The organism is Marinilactibacillus sp. 15R (assembly GCF_001895285.1).
In the GTDB taxonomy this organism is placed as follows: Bacteria; Bacillota; Bacilli; order Lactobacillales; family Carnobacteriaceae_A; genus Marinilactibacillus; species Marinilactibacillus piezotolerans.
Genome location: NZ_CP017761.1, coordinates 804286 through 820880, shown reverse-complemented (window position 1 = coordinate 820880; position 16595 = coordinate 804286). Strand labels below are relative to the sequence as shown.

Below are 16595 nucleotides of genomic sequence, written 5' to 3'. Positions count from 1 at the left end.
ATAGGGGACAGCTAGTCTAGTTTTTATATACTCATTTTCAAGAATCGAATCGATCATTTAGCAGTAAAGTTTCGGATTCAATACGCTTAGCCTGGTTTTTTTCATAGTTTGCCACAAAAATACAACCATATAAAGTGTTTAAGATATAATCTATAGCGATTTGAGATGAAAAAGTTGAAAGTTTTACAGATTTACTTTCACTTTTTGCAACAGGAAGAATTAAATCAGCCAGACTAGCAATGTGAGAATCAGGATTTGCAGAAACAACAATAATGCAGGCATGATTTTTTTTCAAAATATTTGTAATAAAGTAATTATTTTTACTTTCTCCACTATACGAGAGAATAATAGCACAGTCTTCTTTCCCGAAATTAGCCGCTAAATGGCGGTTTTCTCCCGGAAGAACAGATAACTGAACAGGCATATCGATTTTCATCATTTTATTCTGGAAATTCAAGGCTGGAAGATAAGTATCTCCATACGCAAAAATACCAATTCTTCTTGCTTTAAGTAGAAGATCAACAGCTTCTTCCATACTTTCATTTGAGTTGATTGAATGAGTTTTCTGCAGTGATTCTGTAAATAATTCTAAAATCTTTTTTTGTATTTCTTTGTAGGAATCGTCTTCTGTAAAGGGGAAGTCAGGATTTACATTTGTTATAGCGTTATATTCTTTTTGCAGTTCTGCAGACCACTTGATTTTAAAGTCTTTATATCCTTTTAGACCTATTTTACGACAAAAACGAACAATAGTAGAAGTTGAAGTGAAAGTGTTTTGTGATAAAGATTGTATAGAATAATCCAAGACTTTTTCGCGATTATTTAATATGTAATCAGCCAGTGCTCTTTCTGAGTCGTTAAATCCAATTTGTTTTTGAAGTGCAGTTAAAATCATCATAATAGACCTCCTGATTATATTTTGAATGATTCCCTATTTCTTGTCAATCTATAGATCATGAAAAGAAATTCCACATTTATCTTCGTAAAGGACAAAGTTTTTGAATAAAATGTCTACTTTTTAAGATTTATTTACTTATGTTTTTTTTAATGGTTAAATGATATTGAATAAGCAACGCTAAATGTAAGTAAAAGATTTAATCTGAAAATCAGCGGGTGCTTAGTAAAATAGAAAAATATATAGGAGGAACTACTTTTATGTTAACTATTGCTTATATCGGTAATGGAAAGAGTGCCAATCGCTATCATATTCCATTTTCAAGTAAAGTTGAAAATATCAAAATCAAGAAAATATTATCCCCGGAAGATCAATCTCCTTGGGATGCTTTACCAGGGGTAGAGTATGTTAAAGATATTAACGAAATATGGAATGATTCTGACGTTCAGTTAGTGGTTATTTCTACACCCCCACAAAGTCATTATGATTTAGCTAAAGAAGCACTGATCAATGGAAAAAATGCATTAGTAGAAAAACCTTTTTCTGAAACTTCTGAACAAGCGAAAGAGTTATTTGCTTTAGCAGAAGAAAAAGGGTTATTTATTCAATGTTATCAGAATCGTCGCTTCGATTCCGACTTTTTAACTGTGCAAAAAGTAATTGAAAGTGGCGTACTAGGTGAAGTTTTTGAGATGGATATGCATTTTGACTACTTCCGACCAGAAGTACCACAATCTAGTGACACATTCAGTCCATTAGATAGTTTCTTATACACTCATGCATGTCATACTGTAGATCAAGTTATATCTTATTTTGGTAGCCCAAACAAAGTGAATTATGACGTCCGCCAACTTTTGGGAAGTGGTCGAATGAATGATTATTTTGATTTGGACTTACATTACGCTGGCAATTTGAAAGTATCTGTAAAATCAAGTTATTTCAGAATGAAAGAACGGCCAAGTTTTGTTGTCTATGGTACAAAAGGAACTTTTATCAAAGAGACAAAAGATCGTCAAGAAGAACACTTGAAGTTATTTTATATGCCTGACAATAAAGACTTTGGTGTAGATCTCCCCGAGCATTACGGTACTTTATACTATATGGATGAGGCAGGACGATACCATGAAGAAAAAGTGGTGTCAGAAGTAGGAGATTATAGCCGTATTTATCAAGGAATATACGAATCATTAGTAAATGGGAAAGAAAAAATAGTGAAGGACGAAGAAACAATCCGTCAAATTGAGATTTTAGAAGAAGGTATTCGTCAAATGGATCTCAATAATCAATAATTTTAGTCAGAAGTGATTTCTTAGTAATAAAAATGACAGAATAAAACCGTTTATCCGTAAGCGATGAATAGCTGAGTACCTACAAATAAAAATCGGACACCTCTATAATAAGAAATGTCCGAAGAGTATAATATACTGAATGTCTAGCGACATTCCATCTGCACCTTTGGATTCCATGGCAAATAAGCCTCCAAAGGTGTATTTTGTCGATTTGGAAGATAAGTTAAGAGGTAGTCCAGATATTTTCGTGGATGTAATCCGTTGGATTTGGCCGTCTCGACGAGACTCAAAATAGTCGCAACGGCATGAGCACCCTCAAAAGATTTTGAAAACAGCCAGTTCTTTCTGCCCATAACGAGTGACTTGATGCCACGTTCGGCTAGATTGTTGGATAGCACGAGACGGCCGTCCTTCAGAACGTTCATCATTCGCTCTTTCTGATTCAGCGCATAGTTGATCGCTGTGCCAAGTTTGCCATGCGCAGTTAGGGATTCACACCAGTCAAAAAACGCCTCAAGCTTTGGCTTCACTAGTTCTAAGCGCTGATCATACCGTTCGCTAACAGATAAGTCCTTGAGGGACTTATCCAACGCAAATAACTCGTTACACAGCGTGACTCCCTTATGAGCGACACTCTTACTGGAATAGTTCTTTGGACGGGCGTCATAGAACTTCCGTCTGATATGCGCCAGACAGGCAATCATCGTCATCCCTGGAAGATTGTTGTACCCGGAGAATCCATCACTATGTAGATAGCCAGTGTACTCCTCTAAGAAATCTCTAGGGACAGAGCCACTGCGTGATGGACCAAGCTTGTAGATATGTATGGCACGTTCGCTGTATTTGCCGGTACTGAATAACCACATATAGGACTTTTGTCGGTCTTTGTCATTCAGTACTTTGAATGTCGTTTCGTCGGCGTGTAGAACCTTCTGGTTCAACAGTTCTTGTCGCATTACAGCCACCAGTGCTTCGAAATAATACTGGGACGTTTTAATGTGCCAATTCGCAATGGTATGCCGAGGAATCGGATAGCCAAGTAGATTCCAATAAGCCTCTTGTCGGTAGGCTGGGACTTTTTGCTCGAACTTCTGATACATCGTTTCTGCTATCAGCGACGCAGAGGCGGCTGTATTATTTAAAGGAAGTCTTGGGATTTCAGATTTTGCAAACGGCGTCCGTGTCCCGCTTTTTTCGCAGTTCGCGCAGGCATATGTTTTTTGGAAATGTCTGTGGTTTTCAACTCTTGCCGGGATAAATTTCACTTCCTGACGGATGAGTTGTGTACTGATTTCTTTCATTGCTTCCTTACATGTTGGACACGTGCAAGATTCGATTTCATGAATGTGATCAACAGTAGGAAGAGAAGACAACTGCTTGTCTTTTAAACCTTTACGTTTTTTGCGACGGCTAACGGTTGTGACTATAACTTCTTCTTCGTCGCTTTGGTCACCAGTCTGCTCTGGTTCGCTAAAAAGGCGCTCATTGAAGAGATTGCCTTGATTGGGATCATCTTTCAACGTTTCCTTCTTTGGGCCGTACAATTTCTGAGTTAAGAATTCGATTTGTTCTTTCTGTAAGGAAAGCTCATCATCTTTTTGAGCGATAATGGTCTTCAGTTGTTTGTTTTCTTCTAACAGCTGATCTAACTTTTCAATAATCACTTCAAACTGTTTTTCGCTCTTGATAGACATGTCTGCTTCTCCTCACATAAATAGTACTTAAATTTTACACTAGTCAGAAAAAGAAAACGAGAGAGCCATTGATTTTTTCATCAATTTCTCTCTCATTTCTTAGGCTATACTTCCTTTAACCGCAGGTTTTATGGAGACTTTTTGATTAACAGATAATCCTTCAAGCAGCCAACGCAGCTGTTGCGCACTTAACTTTTGAATCTCGTTCTGGTTACGCGGCCAATTCAATTTCCCATTCTCTAAACGCTTGTATAAGAGAAGGAAGCCGTCGCCTTCCCAGTAAAGAGCTTTGAACCGATCCTTCTTTCCACCACAGAAGAGAAAGAGGGCCTCATGATAAACATCCATATCATATTCTTCTGTGATCGTCGCAGCTAATCCATCAATTTGACGGCGCATATCCGTCTTTCCACACACGATAAAAATATTCTCTACTTGAGTAAAATCAACGAGTTTCATTGAATGACATCTCCGCGAGGAGAACTCTCAATGTCGAGGGTTTGATCCCCTCGTAAATAAGTAGCTCTGTCTGACTATTTTTTAAATGTGCCACCATTTTCTGTGAATGGAACTTCGAAATGTGTCGGCGATCAGTTTTATCGTCATGTAGGGTTATCGGTATGATAGACTGTTTATTCTTTTCCAAATTAAAAACCTCCTGTGTACTTAAGATATCTCAAGTTTAACAGGAGGCCGCTAGGACTCACAGGTACCTAGCTATTCATCGCTTACGTTTATCCTTTGTAGAAGGGATAAACGGTTTTTATTCGGCACTTTTAAAAGTTAATGTTCATTTGGATCATTTTCTGCATCCTTATGTGTAGGGTGAACCGTTCCTTCAAGGTGATCTGGACCAGCATAAATGGTATACAGTCTGAGCGGCTTATCACCGGTGTTTTCGATGTTGTGCCACATGTCCGCCGGAACAAATACGGCGTCATCATCCATCACTTTTTGTTGAACATGTAAGTTATCTTTAGAAGGCCCCATTTTACACACGCCTTCTCCTTCTTCAATACGGATAAATTGGTCAATGCCTTCGTGCACTTCCAAACCGATGTCATCGCCCGGTTGAATGGACATTACGGTGACTTGCAGTTTACTGCCTGTCCAAATGGTCGTCCGGTAATTATCATTTCCTGTGGTGGCGTCTTCAATATTAATGATATACGGCTTCTTCCCATGATCCTTGTAGTCTATTTCCATCTTCCATTCCTCCTAGTCTTTGTACTGAAACAATGATACCTACTTCTTATTTATAATAATTCTAATTAATGATACCACATCTAAAATTCTATGCAAAAAAATTAGCTTTTTGGAGAGCGATTCTAAACAAAGACCATATAACGCGCAATTACAATTGGTACCCCTTAATCCTCAGCACATAAAGGAAAAAATATGGAATCAAAAAATAACCGATATGTACTCTGGTTATGACTTGAATCAGGGAGAATTTCAGAGACGACACATCATACTTTTTTAGTTTGCACTTGTAAACTAACTAGCATACATTAAGTTTATGCTCACTATCAAGCGTTGTCAATCCTTTAGACTCTTATCAATTTCGAAAGAAAGTAGCAAGGTTATTGATTGTGACTGTAAAAGTGGGGTGTTCCTATAAGCACATTAAACTATCTTCTCTAATTTATCATGCTATTTAAATTCTGTTTTTTCATGAGAATTTTTGTCCAAAACTTGTTAAAATGATTTTAAAAAATACTTACATACACAATCCCCAAAAGACACTAATGTCATTTCAGTCAAAAAAGATACCGCAGAAAATTTCCACCTGAGATTCAATACGATATTACTCTCTTGACAGCCAGCTTAATTCCTTAGTTGAATAGATTATTAAAGTGCACAAAAAAACAATGCGGCGTTTGTTATATTTTCTGGTATAAGCGACGGTGCTATAAACTTTTTTGCAGATTAAAAATCATATGAATTTAACGGTTCTGTTGCAAAGTTTTAAATAAAGAATAAAATCCCTTACGGTATCTATGATTTAAGCTGGGATTCCCAATAATACCTTGATTTCAGTACAGACCGAAAACCCGAAGAGAGTGCCTTCTTTTCGGGTTTTCTTATATAATCCTCGAATGGCTTCCATGCCTTTAATCGTGGTAGAGGCAGTGCGTAAACTTCGATAGAATTTATTGCGTCTCTTTACTGGACGATGGTCTTGTTCAATCAAATTATTCAGGTATTTAATGGTACGATGTTCTGTCCCTTGATAAAAGCCGCCATATTCTTTTAGTTTCTTAAAGGCACTTGTAATAGAGGGGGCTTTATCTGTGACTACAACCTTCGGTTCATCAAACTGCTTCACTAACCGCTTAAGAAAAGCATAGGCTGCTTGTGTGTCCCGTTTTTTACGTAACCAAATATCCAAGGTTAAACCATCTGCATCGATGGCTCGATACAAATAATGCCATTTTCCTTTAATTTTGATGTACGTTTCATCCATTTTCCATGAATAAAAGGATTTTTTATTTTTCTTTTTCCAAATTTGATAGAGTAGTTTGCCATATTCTTGCACCCAACGATAAATCGACGTATGAGAAACGTTAATGCCACGATCATATAAGATTTCTTGAACTTCACGATAGCTAAGGTTATAACGAAGATAGTAGCCCACGGCTACAATAATCACATCCTGCTGAAATTGCTTTCCTTTAAAATGATTCATCGTCATTCCTCCTGCTATCTTTTTCTATTATTCTACCTTATTTGATAGTAGATTTAAAACTTTGCAACAGAACCTACTTTAGTTATTAAACTTATTATATATTATTCATACTTATTAATCGATAATATAATAGTTAGTCATAAAAGCTTTTAGTCCATGATTTAAAGACTATTTTTCCAAAAAAGTAGATTAAAAAGAAAAATTCTTCAAGAATTCTAGCTAAATAGAATTTTTGAAGAATTTTTTTAATTTATAATACTTTGTCTAAAAAGTCTCTAGTTCGTTCGTTTTCAGGGTGGTTAAAAATTTGTTCCGGTGTTCCTATCTCAACAATTTGTCCTTCATCCATAAAGATTATACGGTCAGCCATTTCTCTAGCAAATCCCATTTCATGAGTAACAACAATCATCGTCATTCCTTCTTGGGCTAGTTTCTTCATAGCTCCTAGTACTTCACCAACCATTTCCGGATCCAGTGCACTTGTCGGTTCATCAAATAACATAATATCAGGATCCATAGCTAAAGCTCTAGCAATGGCTACACGCTGCTTTTGACCTCCAGAAAGTGAGCTTGGGTAAGCATCAGCCTTGTCTTCCATCCCAACACTTTCCAAAAGTTTCATGGCTAACTTTTCGCCTTCACTTTTGGAAATATTCAATAACTGTCTGGGCGCTAAAGTAATATTATCCATAACAGATAAATGTGGGAAAAGGTTAAACTGTTGAAACACCATTCCGATATTTTCTCGAACTTTATTAATATTTTGAGCAGGGTCAGTTAAATCATGATCATCTACAATAACTTTCCCCCCACTAACCTCTTCTAATAAATTCATACAGCGTAAAAACGTACTTTTACCTGAACCGGAAGGACCAATAATTACAACAACTTCTCCTTCTTTTACTTCAAGATCCAAACCTTTCAATACTTCTAAGTTACCAAAACTCTTTTTAAGTTGTTCTGTTTTGAGTTTAATCATTTGTAATGAGTCTCCTTTCAATCAGATTCGAAAGTTTAGTTAATAGAGTTATAATAATCAAGTAAATTAATCCTACAATAATCCACATTGAACCAGACTGATAAGAACGAGCAATAATAATTCGACCTGTTTGGGTTAGCTCTACAATTCCAATCACTGCCAGTATAGATGTATCTTTCAATGTAATCACAAACTGATTAATCAATGAAGGAATCATAATTTTAATTGCTTGAGGGACTACAACTTTGCGCATCGAAAGCCCATACGGCAAGCCTAAACTACGAGCAGCCTCTAACTGACCCTTATCGACAGCTGCAATTCCGCCTCGTACTTGTTCAGCAATATATGCAGTTGTATTCAAACTTAAGGTTATAATACCTGCCGTGAAAGCTGTAATTTGTACTCCTAATAATTGAGGAACCGTAAAGTACATGAAAAATGCTAATACAATCAATGGTATCCCACGTAAAATCGTCACATAGATATTCGCTATAAAATTCAGTACTACACTTGGAGCGGCACTGAACAAGCCAATAATCGTTCCCGCAACAAGTGCGATTGCAAAAGATACCAAAGTAAGTACCAAAGTACGACCCAGTCCTTGTAGTAAGTTCTCATAATTATTTTCTATCAACCCGAAAAATCCACTGCTTGTTGTTCCTTGTACATTCTCGCCCAAATAGGTTTCAATTATATCATCATATGTTCCATTTTCTCGTATATTAACTAAACCGGCATTAAATTTTTCAATTAATTCAGGGTTCAATCCTTTATTAACTGCAAATCCATATGAATCTCCTTCTTCCGGCTCAGTCGGTAAGCGTAATGGCAAATCTTGTTGAATGGCATAAGCCATAACGGGATAATCTTCAATAACGGCATCCGAGTGATTTGCCAAAACGTCTTCATACATTCCTGAAGAGTCTTCAAACTGATTAATCTCAAAAGTATATGTTTCTTGAAGCTCACTTGCCAATTCTGCTCCAATTGTTCCAACTTTTACAGCTACTGTTTTCCCTTCAAGATCTTCATAAGAATTAATTTCTTCATTATCTTCACGTACCGCCATGACTGGTCCGGCATCAAAATATGGCTCAGAAAAATCAAACGCTTCTTCACGTTCCGGCGTGATACTCATCGCAGCAATCATTCCGTCTACTTGATTAGACTCTAGAGCTTGTAGTCCTGCACTGAAATTCATTGGTCTTAGTTCAAATTCAAATCCTTGATCTTCAGAAATGGCAGTAAGTATATCAACATCTATCCCCACATACTCTCCATCTTCATTCTCATATTCAAATGGTGCAAAGGTAGCGTCAGTTGCAATAATATACGTCTCTTCTTCTGCATTGACATCTGCGGGAAATAAAAACACATTTAAAACTAGAGTAGCTATGAACAGCAACCCCAATGCTAATTTATTTTTCCTGTAAACCTTCATTATATCCATCCTTTTCTATTTCCAATTTATGACACGGTATCTTTTAAATTATACAGTAATTATAAGGATGAAAACACCATTATCTATTACTCGTTATATTTTCATATGATTATTAATTAAAAATGGATAAATACTTAATTTTATTAAGTATTTAATTTTAAATTATAGAGATTTTTTCTCACTAATAACTACTAGGTTTATCACGACATATTTAAATTTAGTCTAGTATATATTTTACAAACAGCTGCTAATCTTCATGACAAAAATCTATTTTTTCACAATAAACCGTTTGAAATCCAGGAGTACATATTCCATTTCACTTATAGTTTAATGACATATATTAATTTTCTTCACCTATAATTACTCTCGGCTTTTTTAAAACATAAAATAAAAGAAGACTATTGCAAAATGCAATTAGTCTCCCATGTTTTTAATTGAACTATAAAATAATAATTCCTATTTCTTTTTTTTCTTGCCTATTGATTTAAAAGCACGCTTAAGTACATCAAAAAAACTTAGAGAATGTACCATATGCTTTGGATCAACGTATACTTGTATAGCGCGAAGAACTGTCTTAGGATGCTTTGATGAAAACGTAAACGTTCCAGACCTCTTTGTTTCAATTGCGTAGCGAGGAATCCATCTTCCTTTAAACATAACTGAAGCAATAACATTCTCCACTTCTTCCCATGGAATTTGAATAAATTTACGCGTATCACGACCATTAAAAAATTCAAATCCGTTGTCTCCGATCATAATTTTTCCATAATCAGTTAATCCTGTAAAAGCGGTAGCATCTATTACCAAGTCAACTTTTGTATTAATTGATTCAACCATTCTATCCGCTCCAATTCATTAATTTTATTCTATTATACGTTGATTCAAGTACTTATATCAACGCGAATTTTATAATTAAACTAGAAAAAGATATTTGAAAAACCACACGTGTTCCCTTAAAGTAGTTTGTACCACCAAATCTACAAGGAAGAAGGAACACGTATGGCTCACAAACAGTTTACCATGGATGATATCATCCTCATAGAAAAATATTATTTGGCAGATGTAACGACTTCTAGAATTATTGAGATCATGGGCAAAAAACAGCCGGTTTATGATGTGATCAATTTCTTTAAGACTGGGAAAAATTCAAAAGAATTCTGGGAACAGAGAAAGACAAAACAATCGCGTTGTGGTCGTAAACGTTTAAAACTTTCTGTTGAAGAAGAAGGTCATGTCGAACATCTGCTTCGTCAAAAGTGGTCACTTGATATGATCGCCAATCACCATAAAGCAGATAGTACCTTTCTTGCTTTTTCTATGGGGGCTACTACTCTTTATCGCCGGGCAAGAGAAGGGATGTTTGATAAACACCTTCTTCCAATGAAAGGAAAACGCAAACCTAATGGGCACAAGGAGAAACGCGGAAAACAAGCCTTCACTCGGAATATTGCTCAACGAAAAATTGACCACCCTAATGTAGAGAAAGAATTCGGTCATCTTGAAGGCGACACGATCGTTGGATTGAAGCACAAAAGTGCAGTCGTTACTTTTGCAGAGCCCTTGTCTAAGATGATTTTCACATTCAAACCGGCGAGTCGCAAAGCCAAAGATGTAGGAAGGGTCATCACTGACTGGCTCAATCATTTACCGGCACATTTCTTTAAATCACTCACCTTTGATTGTGGAAAAGAGTTTTCAAACTGGAAAGATATTTCTAACGCGAACGATATTGATATCTATTTTTGTGACCCTGGAACTCCTTCACAACGGCCATTGAATGAAAATTCAAATGGTATTCTTCGAAGGAACGGACTGCCCAAAGAAATGGATTTTAACAAGGTAAGTGAAACATTTATTCAATCCATGTCTGATGAGAGGAATCGAATTCCAAGACGGTCTCTCGGGTTCAAGACACCCATGCAAGTATTCGTAGAAGAAATTCACAATAATTTGGGACAAGCTATTTCTCTTGCCTCCCTCCAGAAATGGGCGGAAAGAACATTTTGTCCGTCAGCTGTGTAATCTAACACAGCGAGTCAGCGACTACAAGAGAAGAGCACTCTTTCCGTCACTGACACGCCGTGTTTTAACGTTTACGCCGACCGACAGAAATGACTTTCCTTATACTTGCATTTATTCATAAAGGGAACATGAAGGAGTATAAATATTTTCTAGTTTAATTTGACAAATGACACAATAAAAAAAGTGACTGAGAAAAAGACTCAGCCACTTTTTGTATACGAATTAGTGTTGATTCATAGCCTTAAAATCTTTTATAAAAGACCGATCAAGTGTCCACCGATTCCGACTACAAATAAGCCAAGAATAATAATGATCGGGCTGACTTTTTTCTTAAGCAAGTACATACATAGCAATGTTAGAAGTAATGGAGCTAGTCCTGGTATCAATTGATCCAAGTTATCTTGTAAAGTTGTAACTTTTACAGGTGAAAGGGATAAACCAGAGTTTACTTGTTCAATGGCTTGTCGAATTCCTTCAGCTCCTGATGGTAGACTATCCCAATCTATATATGCTCCTTCGTCTAACTGAACCCTGGAAACAACCGGTTGGAAATTAATGGATACCCACCGCTGTACCAAGGAAGCCAATACGAACATACCTAGTATTGATGCCCCTTTTGTAATGTCTTGCAATAAACCACCTGAAAGGTCATCAGTAATTTTAGAGCCTGCTTTGTAACCAAATTCTTGTGTATACCACATGAATCCCCAACGAATAAGGTTCCAAGCTACAAAGAAAATGATTGGTCCTAAAATACTTCCACCCATTGCTAATGATGCTCCTAGAGCACCTAACATAGGACGTACAGTAAACCAGAAAACAGGGTCACCGACACCTGCCAAAGGTCCCATCATACCAACTTTAACCCCTTGAATTGCAACATCATCTACAGGAGCCCCGTTTGCGCGTTCTTCTTCAAGAGCTAAAGTAACTCCAAGTATTGGTGATGCAATGTATGGGTGAGTGTTGAAGAATTCTAAATGACGTTTTAATGCTAACGAACGATCCTCTTGAGTTGTGTATAATTTTTTGATCGCTGGAATCATTGAATATGCCCAACCGCCATTTTGCATACGCTCATAGTTCCAAGAACCTTGGATAAACGTAGAACGCCATGCTACGGATAAGCGATCTCTTTTAGATAACTGAATTTTTTCTGCTTCCATGTTTTCTCCTCCTTCGGGATTAATAATCGTTTAATATATCTCCTAGTGGGTCACCGGAGTTGCTTCCGCCACCATTTGAAGAACCGCCCATTTTAGAAAGGTTCAAGTAAATTAATGCGATTGCTACACCTAATGCACCAAGAGCAATTAGCGTTAATTCAGTCATTGCGGCTACTACGAAACCAATAATGAAGAATGGCCATACTTCTTTTGTTGCCATCATGTTAATAACCAATGCATAACCAACCGCAACGACCATTCCACCACCGATAGCCATACCATCTGTTAACCAAGCTGGCATAGATTCTAGGAAAGATTGAACTGTTGCTGCTGGGATGAATAAAAGTGCTCCTGCTGGAATCGCAATACGAACACCTTGCATAATTACAGCTACTATATGAAGAAGCTCAATTCTTCTAAAATTACCATCTTCAGCTGCGCTATCCATTAAATGTACAATAGGCACAGCTAATGTACGAACAACCATTGTTAAGAAAAGTCCTGCTACTGCAAGTGGAACTGCAATTGCGATCGCTGCCGGAACTCCGTCAACGCCTTGTCCACCTAATACTAAAATAATTGCTGATGCAACTGATGCTAAAGCAGCATCTGGTGCTACGGCTGCTCCAATGTTTGCCCAACCTAATGCGATCATTTGAAGTGTTCCGCCAAGAATAATACCTGCTGTTAAATTACCTGTTACTAACCCGATTAATGTACATGCTACTAGTGGTTGGTGAAATTGGAATTCATCTAAAATTCCTTCCACACCTGCTAGGAAAGCAACAAGAATTACTAAAATAATTGATATAATAGACATAATAGGCCTCCTAATTAAATTAAATTTATTTTATTAGTTTATTATTTACGTGCCAATTCATTTTTTGCTTTTTTCATAATTTCGTTCATATTGCCACGACCATCATTTGGTACTTTACGTACATCAAATTTGATACCTTTTTCTTTAAGTTTTTCAAAAGCTTCTACATCATTTTGGCCCATAGAAAGCACATTACTTACAACTACTTTACCAACTGAATGAGCAAGTGAGCCAACATTAACTTCTTCAATATCTACGCCGCCTTCAACTACTCTAAGAACATCTTCGGGGTTTTCAAATAATAATAATGCCTTAGTATTCCCGAAACGAGGATCTTTAGATATTTCAATCATTTTATCGATTGGAATAACATTTGCTTTAACTCCTGGTGGTGTAGCTTGTTCGATTAATCTCTTACGAAGATCGTCTTTTGAAACTGTATCGGAAACAACAATAATACGGTTTGGCTGTGTTGTTTTTGTCCATGCCGTTGCTACTTGTCCATGTAACAAACGAGAATCTACACGTGCTAAAACAATTTTAATTTTTCCGTCTCCAACAACTGTATTAGGAGGTAGTTCTCCTTTAGGTTGTCCATCGTCTGCAATTTTAACTCCATTAGCAGATGCAGGTTGTAATTCTTCTGGTCTGACCTTTACACCATCTTTTGCTGTTTCAATAATATGTGCAGCAATTTCTTGAGCAGATGTCATTGACAAGCGAGATGCATAAGCTTCTATTAACATTGGTAAATTCAAACCAGCAACGATTGCCCATTTATCTTTATTCTCTTCAAATAAAGTATTAGCCTGATTAAACGGAGTACCTCCCCATAGATCCACCAAGAATAATACTTCATCTTGATCATCGAATGATGCAATTGCTCTCTTCATTTTTGCTTTGACATCTTCAGGACCTTCACTTGGCATCAAGGTAATAGCTTTAACATTCTCTTGTTCTCCAAAGATCATTGCGCCGGATTGCAAGATGCCTTCAGCGAATTCGCCATGGCTTGCTAGTATAATTCCTACCATTTCTTAACCTCCTAAATAATTTCTTTCTATTGCTTAACTAGACATGTCCACCAAAATCGTTCTCATCATTTGATAGTTTGTCTATATCTCAATTCTTTTTATTCTTTCTTACAATGTCTCCCCCTTTCAATCTTCTTCGATCTCTAATCTTATTGGAAGCTTAGAGCGACAAAACTACAGTATTTGTCCGTCACTTACTATATTGCAAATTCCGTGCCAACTTTAGTGTATCGTTATTAAACGTTGTTTTATCAACGTTTAATAACAAAAAAATATAAAAACAGATACACTAATTAGTGTATCTGTTTTCGCTTCAAGATTTTATCCTTCTCAGTTTTAGTGTATTGATCAATATTTCAAACTTAAAAGCTGCTGTTAAAATGGAAAGCGAATCACACTTTGTTTTTATAAATCCATGAACTAATAATCTGATTCATATATCTAAACGGATAGCTTATCTTGAATTTTCTTAAGGCGATCGGGAAAATCTGTAATAATAGCATTGATTCCAACTTTAACTGCTTTTTCTAAATCTAATTTTTCATTGATTGTCCAAGCATTGATTTTCAAATCGTAATTGTCTGCATATTCTATTAATTCTTCATTTAAAGATAATGCATTAGGATGGATATAATTCATCCCTATTTCTTTAGCTTTTTGGATAATTTGTTTAGTGCACTTTGATATCAACAGTCCAGTCTGAATTGTTGCATTTAATTTTTTAACTCGAATCATATTTTCTTTGTGAAAAGAAGATATGATTACCTGATTTTCTAATCCATACTCTTCAATCATTTTTAATACTTTCTTTTCTAATCCAATATCATTACCGTTAACTGTTTTAAGTTCAACATTAGTAAGAAGGTTTTTATCCTGCACCCATTCAAAGTATTCTTTTAAAGTCGGGATTTTTTGTTCTGCTAACTCTTCCTGACCTTTACTATTAATCGATAAAGACTTAAGCTCCTCTAGAGTATAGTTTGTTAATTGTCCTTTACTACTTGTTAATCGCTCTAAAGTATCATCATGAAAAATAACGACCGTTCCATCTTTCGTTAATTGAACATCTAATTCAATACCGTCAGCCCCCACTTCGAAAGCTTTTTGAAATGCAATCATCGTATTTTCTGGATACTTTCCACTAAATCCTCGGTGGGCCAAATTTAATGTCATAATACTACTTCCTTCCCTTATAACGATCTATTCAGTCATTATTCTTACATAGTTTTTTCGCTGTTATCCTACAAAAAGAGTGTAGCATAAGAATATAAATTTAATGCATTTTTTACTACTATTTTATTAAGTTTGTATAGTGTTTTATTATAAAAACCTCTGAAAGTTAGACTATTTCCCAACTTTCAGAGGCAGTATTTAGATAGTATTTTATCTTGTTACTTTATATTTTTTTGAGTTGTATACATTTTAACGCTGTTAACGCAACTCCTGCAGTTATGGCTGCTGCTGTCACAGCAGGATTTTTTTTCGCTTTTACCATAAGGCTTTTTGGTCTGTGCCAGCCTAAGTTATTACCACGCTCATACAAATCTTCTTTATGTTCATAGAGATTTCCAGCCTCAGGAGCTGGCGATTTCGTATTCTCATCATAATTAGTAGGATACGTATTGATTTCCATAATTTTATCAGTCAGTCTCGGATGTATCATTCCCACGATTGAGAAGAATTTAGATTGTGTCCCCACATACATATCGCGTTTAGGGTGTTCAGCAACATGAAGAATTGCTTCTGCCACACTTTCGGGTGGATAAACAATCCCTTTATGTGTTGGCTTTTTATTGATATAACTTGTTGCATGATCTGTATAAGGAGTATCTACTCTAGCTGGATGAATTTGGGAAAGAACTACTGGTGCGTGTTCTTTTTCCAGTTCCATACGTACAGCATCTGTAAATCCTCTAATGGCATGTTTGCTGGCTGAATAGATTGATTGAACCGGAAATGCACGATTTCCTACAACACTACCCATATTAATAATAGATCCAGGTTCATTCTTTTCTTTATAATGAGCGATGGCTCTTCGAGTTCCGTATACAACTCCCCAGAAATTGATATCAAATAATTGGCGCATATCTTTAATTGGAATTTCTGCTGAATATCCATAAATAGACACTGCAGCATTATTCAGCCAAGTATCAAATCCGCCAAATTCTGCAATTGCTTTTTCAGCAATTTTGTCTATGTCTTCTTCTTTAGACACATCGGCTACAACATAGGCAGACTCTGTTCCTCTAACTTTCAATTCTTTTTCTAATATACTTAAAGCCTCTTCGTTTCTCGAAGCTAACACTAACTTTACACCTTGTTCTGCGGCCATCCTTGCAGTTACCAGACCAATTCCGCTTGTGGCCCCTGTGATAACCATTACTTGGTCCTTTAATTTTTTTAATTTTAATTTCATACTATTTAAAGGCATTCCTGTATCTACTGTTCTTTGTTCCATATTATCTTCCTCCTTTAATGGATGTACGTTATTATTTCTTAAAGTTCATTTTATTGAAAAACGAAGACATTATTCAACTTATAGGGCTTAATTTGTAGTAAATCAACA

The 16595-nt window shown here is 36.2% G+C and carries 15 protein-coding genes; 2 read left to right on the top strand and 13 right to left on the bottom strand.

What is annotated here, in order from left to right; translation table 11 throughout:
• Window positions 1-37: 37 nt before the first annotated feature.
• Window positions 38-898, bottom strand: a complete 861-nt coding sequence (locus BKP56_RS04035; protein ID WP_072693821.1) for a MurR/RpiR family transcriptional regulator — start codon at window positions 896-898, stop codon at window positions 38-40.
• 257 nt (window positions 899-1155) lie between these two features.
• Between BKP56_RS04035 and BKP56_RS04030 the strand changes: the two genes are divergently transcribed.
• Window positions 1156-2184 carry a Gfo/Idh/MocA family oxidoreductase gene (locus tag BKP56_RS04030; protein WP_072693820.1) on the top strand — a complete coding sequence of 343 codons (1029 nt, stop codon included), beginning with the start codon at window positions 1156-1158 and terminating at the stop codon, window positions 2182-2184.
• Window positions 2185-2327: 143 nt separating this feature from the next.
• Here BKP56_RS04030 and tnpC read toward each other — a convergent pair whose 3' ends face one another.
• From tnpC to BKP56_RS03985, 7 genes are all read right to left on the bottom strand, one after another.
• Entirely contained in the window at window positions 2328-3878 is a 1551-nt protein-coding gene (gene tnpC / locus BKP56_RS04025) for an IS66 family transposase (RefSeq protein WP_083540463.1), read from the bottom strand.
• Between the two features lie 99 nt (window positions 3879-3977).
• Window positions 3978-4337, bottom strand: a complete 360-nt coding sequence (gene tnpB, locus BKP56_RS04020; RefSeq protein WP_072693819.1) for an IS66 family insertion sequence element accessory protein TnpB — start codon at window positions 4335-4337, stop codon at window positions 3978-3980.
• Between the two features lie 324 nt (window positions 4338-4661).
• Window positions 4662-5084, bottom strand: a complete 423-nt coding sequence (locus tag BKP56_RS04010) for a cupin domain-containing protein (RefSeq protein ID WP_072693817.1) — start codon at window positions 5082-5084, stop codon at window positions 4662-4664.
• A gap of 799 nt (window positions 5085-5883) precedes the next feature.
• A complete protein-coding gene (locus BKP56_RS04000) occupies window positions 5884-6567 on the bottom strand; it encodes an IS6-like element IS1216 family transposase (RefSeq protein ID WP_072693816.1) in 684 nt (227 codons plus the stop codon).
• Between the two features lie 250 nt (window positions 6568-6817).
• Complete coding sequence (locus BKP56_RS03995; protein WP_072693815.1) at window positions 6818-7546, bottom strand: amino acid ABC transporter ATP-binding protein; 729 nt, start codon at window positions 7544-7546, stop codon at window positions 6818-6820.
• Window positions 7539-8987 (bottom strand): amino acid ABC transporter substrate-binding protein/permease, encoded by a 1449-nt coding sequence (locus BKP56_RS03990; protein WP_072693814.1) that lies wholly within the window; start codon window positions 8985-8987, stop codon window positions 7539-7541. The genes BKP56_RS03995 and BKP56_RS03990 overlap by 8 nt, the downstream gene beginning before the upstream one ends.
• A 456-nt stretch (window positions 8988-9443) precedes the next feature.
• Window positions 9444-9824 (bottom strand): DUF956 family protein, encoded by a 381-nt coding sequence (locus BKP56_RS03985; RefSeq protein ID WP_072693813.1) that lies wholly within the window; start codon window positions 9822-9824, stop codon window positions 9444-9446.
• Window positions 9825-9986: 162 nt separating this feature from the next.
• Here BKP56_RS03985 and BKP56_RS03980 point away from each other — a divergent pair, with 162 nt between their 5' ends.
• Window positions 9987-11009, top strand: coding sequence for an IS30 family transposase (locus tag BKP56_RS03980; RefSeq protein ID WP_072693812.1), 1023 nt, complete (start codon window positions 9987-9989; stop codon window positions 11007-11009).
• Between the two features lie 251 nt (window positions 11010-11260).
• Here BKP56_RS03980 and BKP56_RS03975 read toward each other — a convergent pair whose 3' ends face one another.
• From BKP56_RS03975 to BKP56_RS03955, 5 genes are all read right to left on the bottom strand, one after another.
• Window positions 11261-12175: a PTS system mannose/fructose/sorbose family transporter subunit IID gene (locus BKP56_RS03975; protein ID WP_072693811.1), complete on the bottom strand. Its 915-nt coding sequence runs from the start codon at window positions 12173-12175 to the stop codon at window positions 11261-11263.
• A gap of 19 nt (window positions 12176-12194) precedes the next feature.
• Complete coding sequence (locus BKP56_RS03970; protein ID WP_072693810.1) at window positions 12195-12995, bottom strand: PTS mannose/fructose/sorbose transporter subunit IIC; 801 nt, start codon at window positions 12993-12995, stop codon at window positions 12195-12197.
• Between the two features lie 41 nt (window positions 12996-13036).
• Complete coding sequence (locus BKP56_RS03965) at window positions 13037-14029, bottom strand: mannose/fructose/sorbose PTS transporter subunit IIA (RefSeq protein WP_072693809.1); 993 nt, start codon at window positions 14027-14029, stop codon at window positions 13037-13039.
• Window positions 14030-14470: 441 nt separating this feature from the next.
• Complete coding sequence (locus tag BKP56_RS03960) at window positions 14471-15202, bottom strand: glycerophosphodiester phosphodiesterase (RefSeq protein WP_072693808.1); 732 nt, start codon at window positions 15200-15202, stop codon at window positions 14471-14473.
• Between the two features lie 223 nt (window positions 15203-15425).
• Complete coding sequence (locus BKP56_RS03955) at window positions 15426-16487, bottom strand: SDR family oxidoreductase (RefSeq protein ID WP_072693807.1); 1062 nt, start codon at window positions 16485-16487, stop codon at window positions 15426-15428.
• Window positions 16488-16595 lie beyond the last annotated feature (108 nt).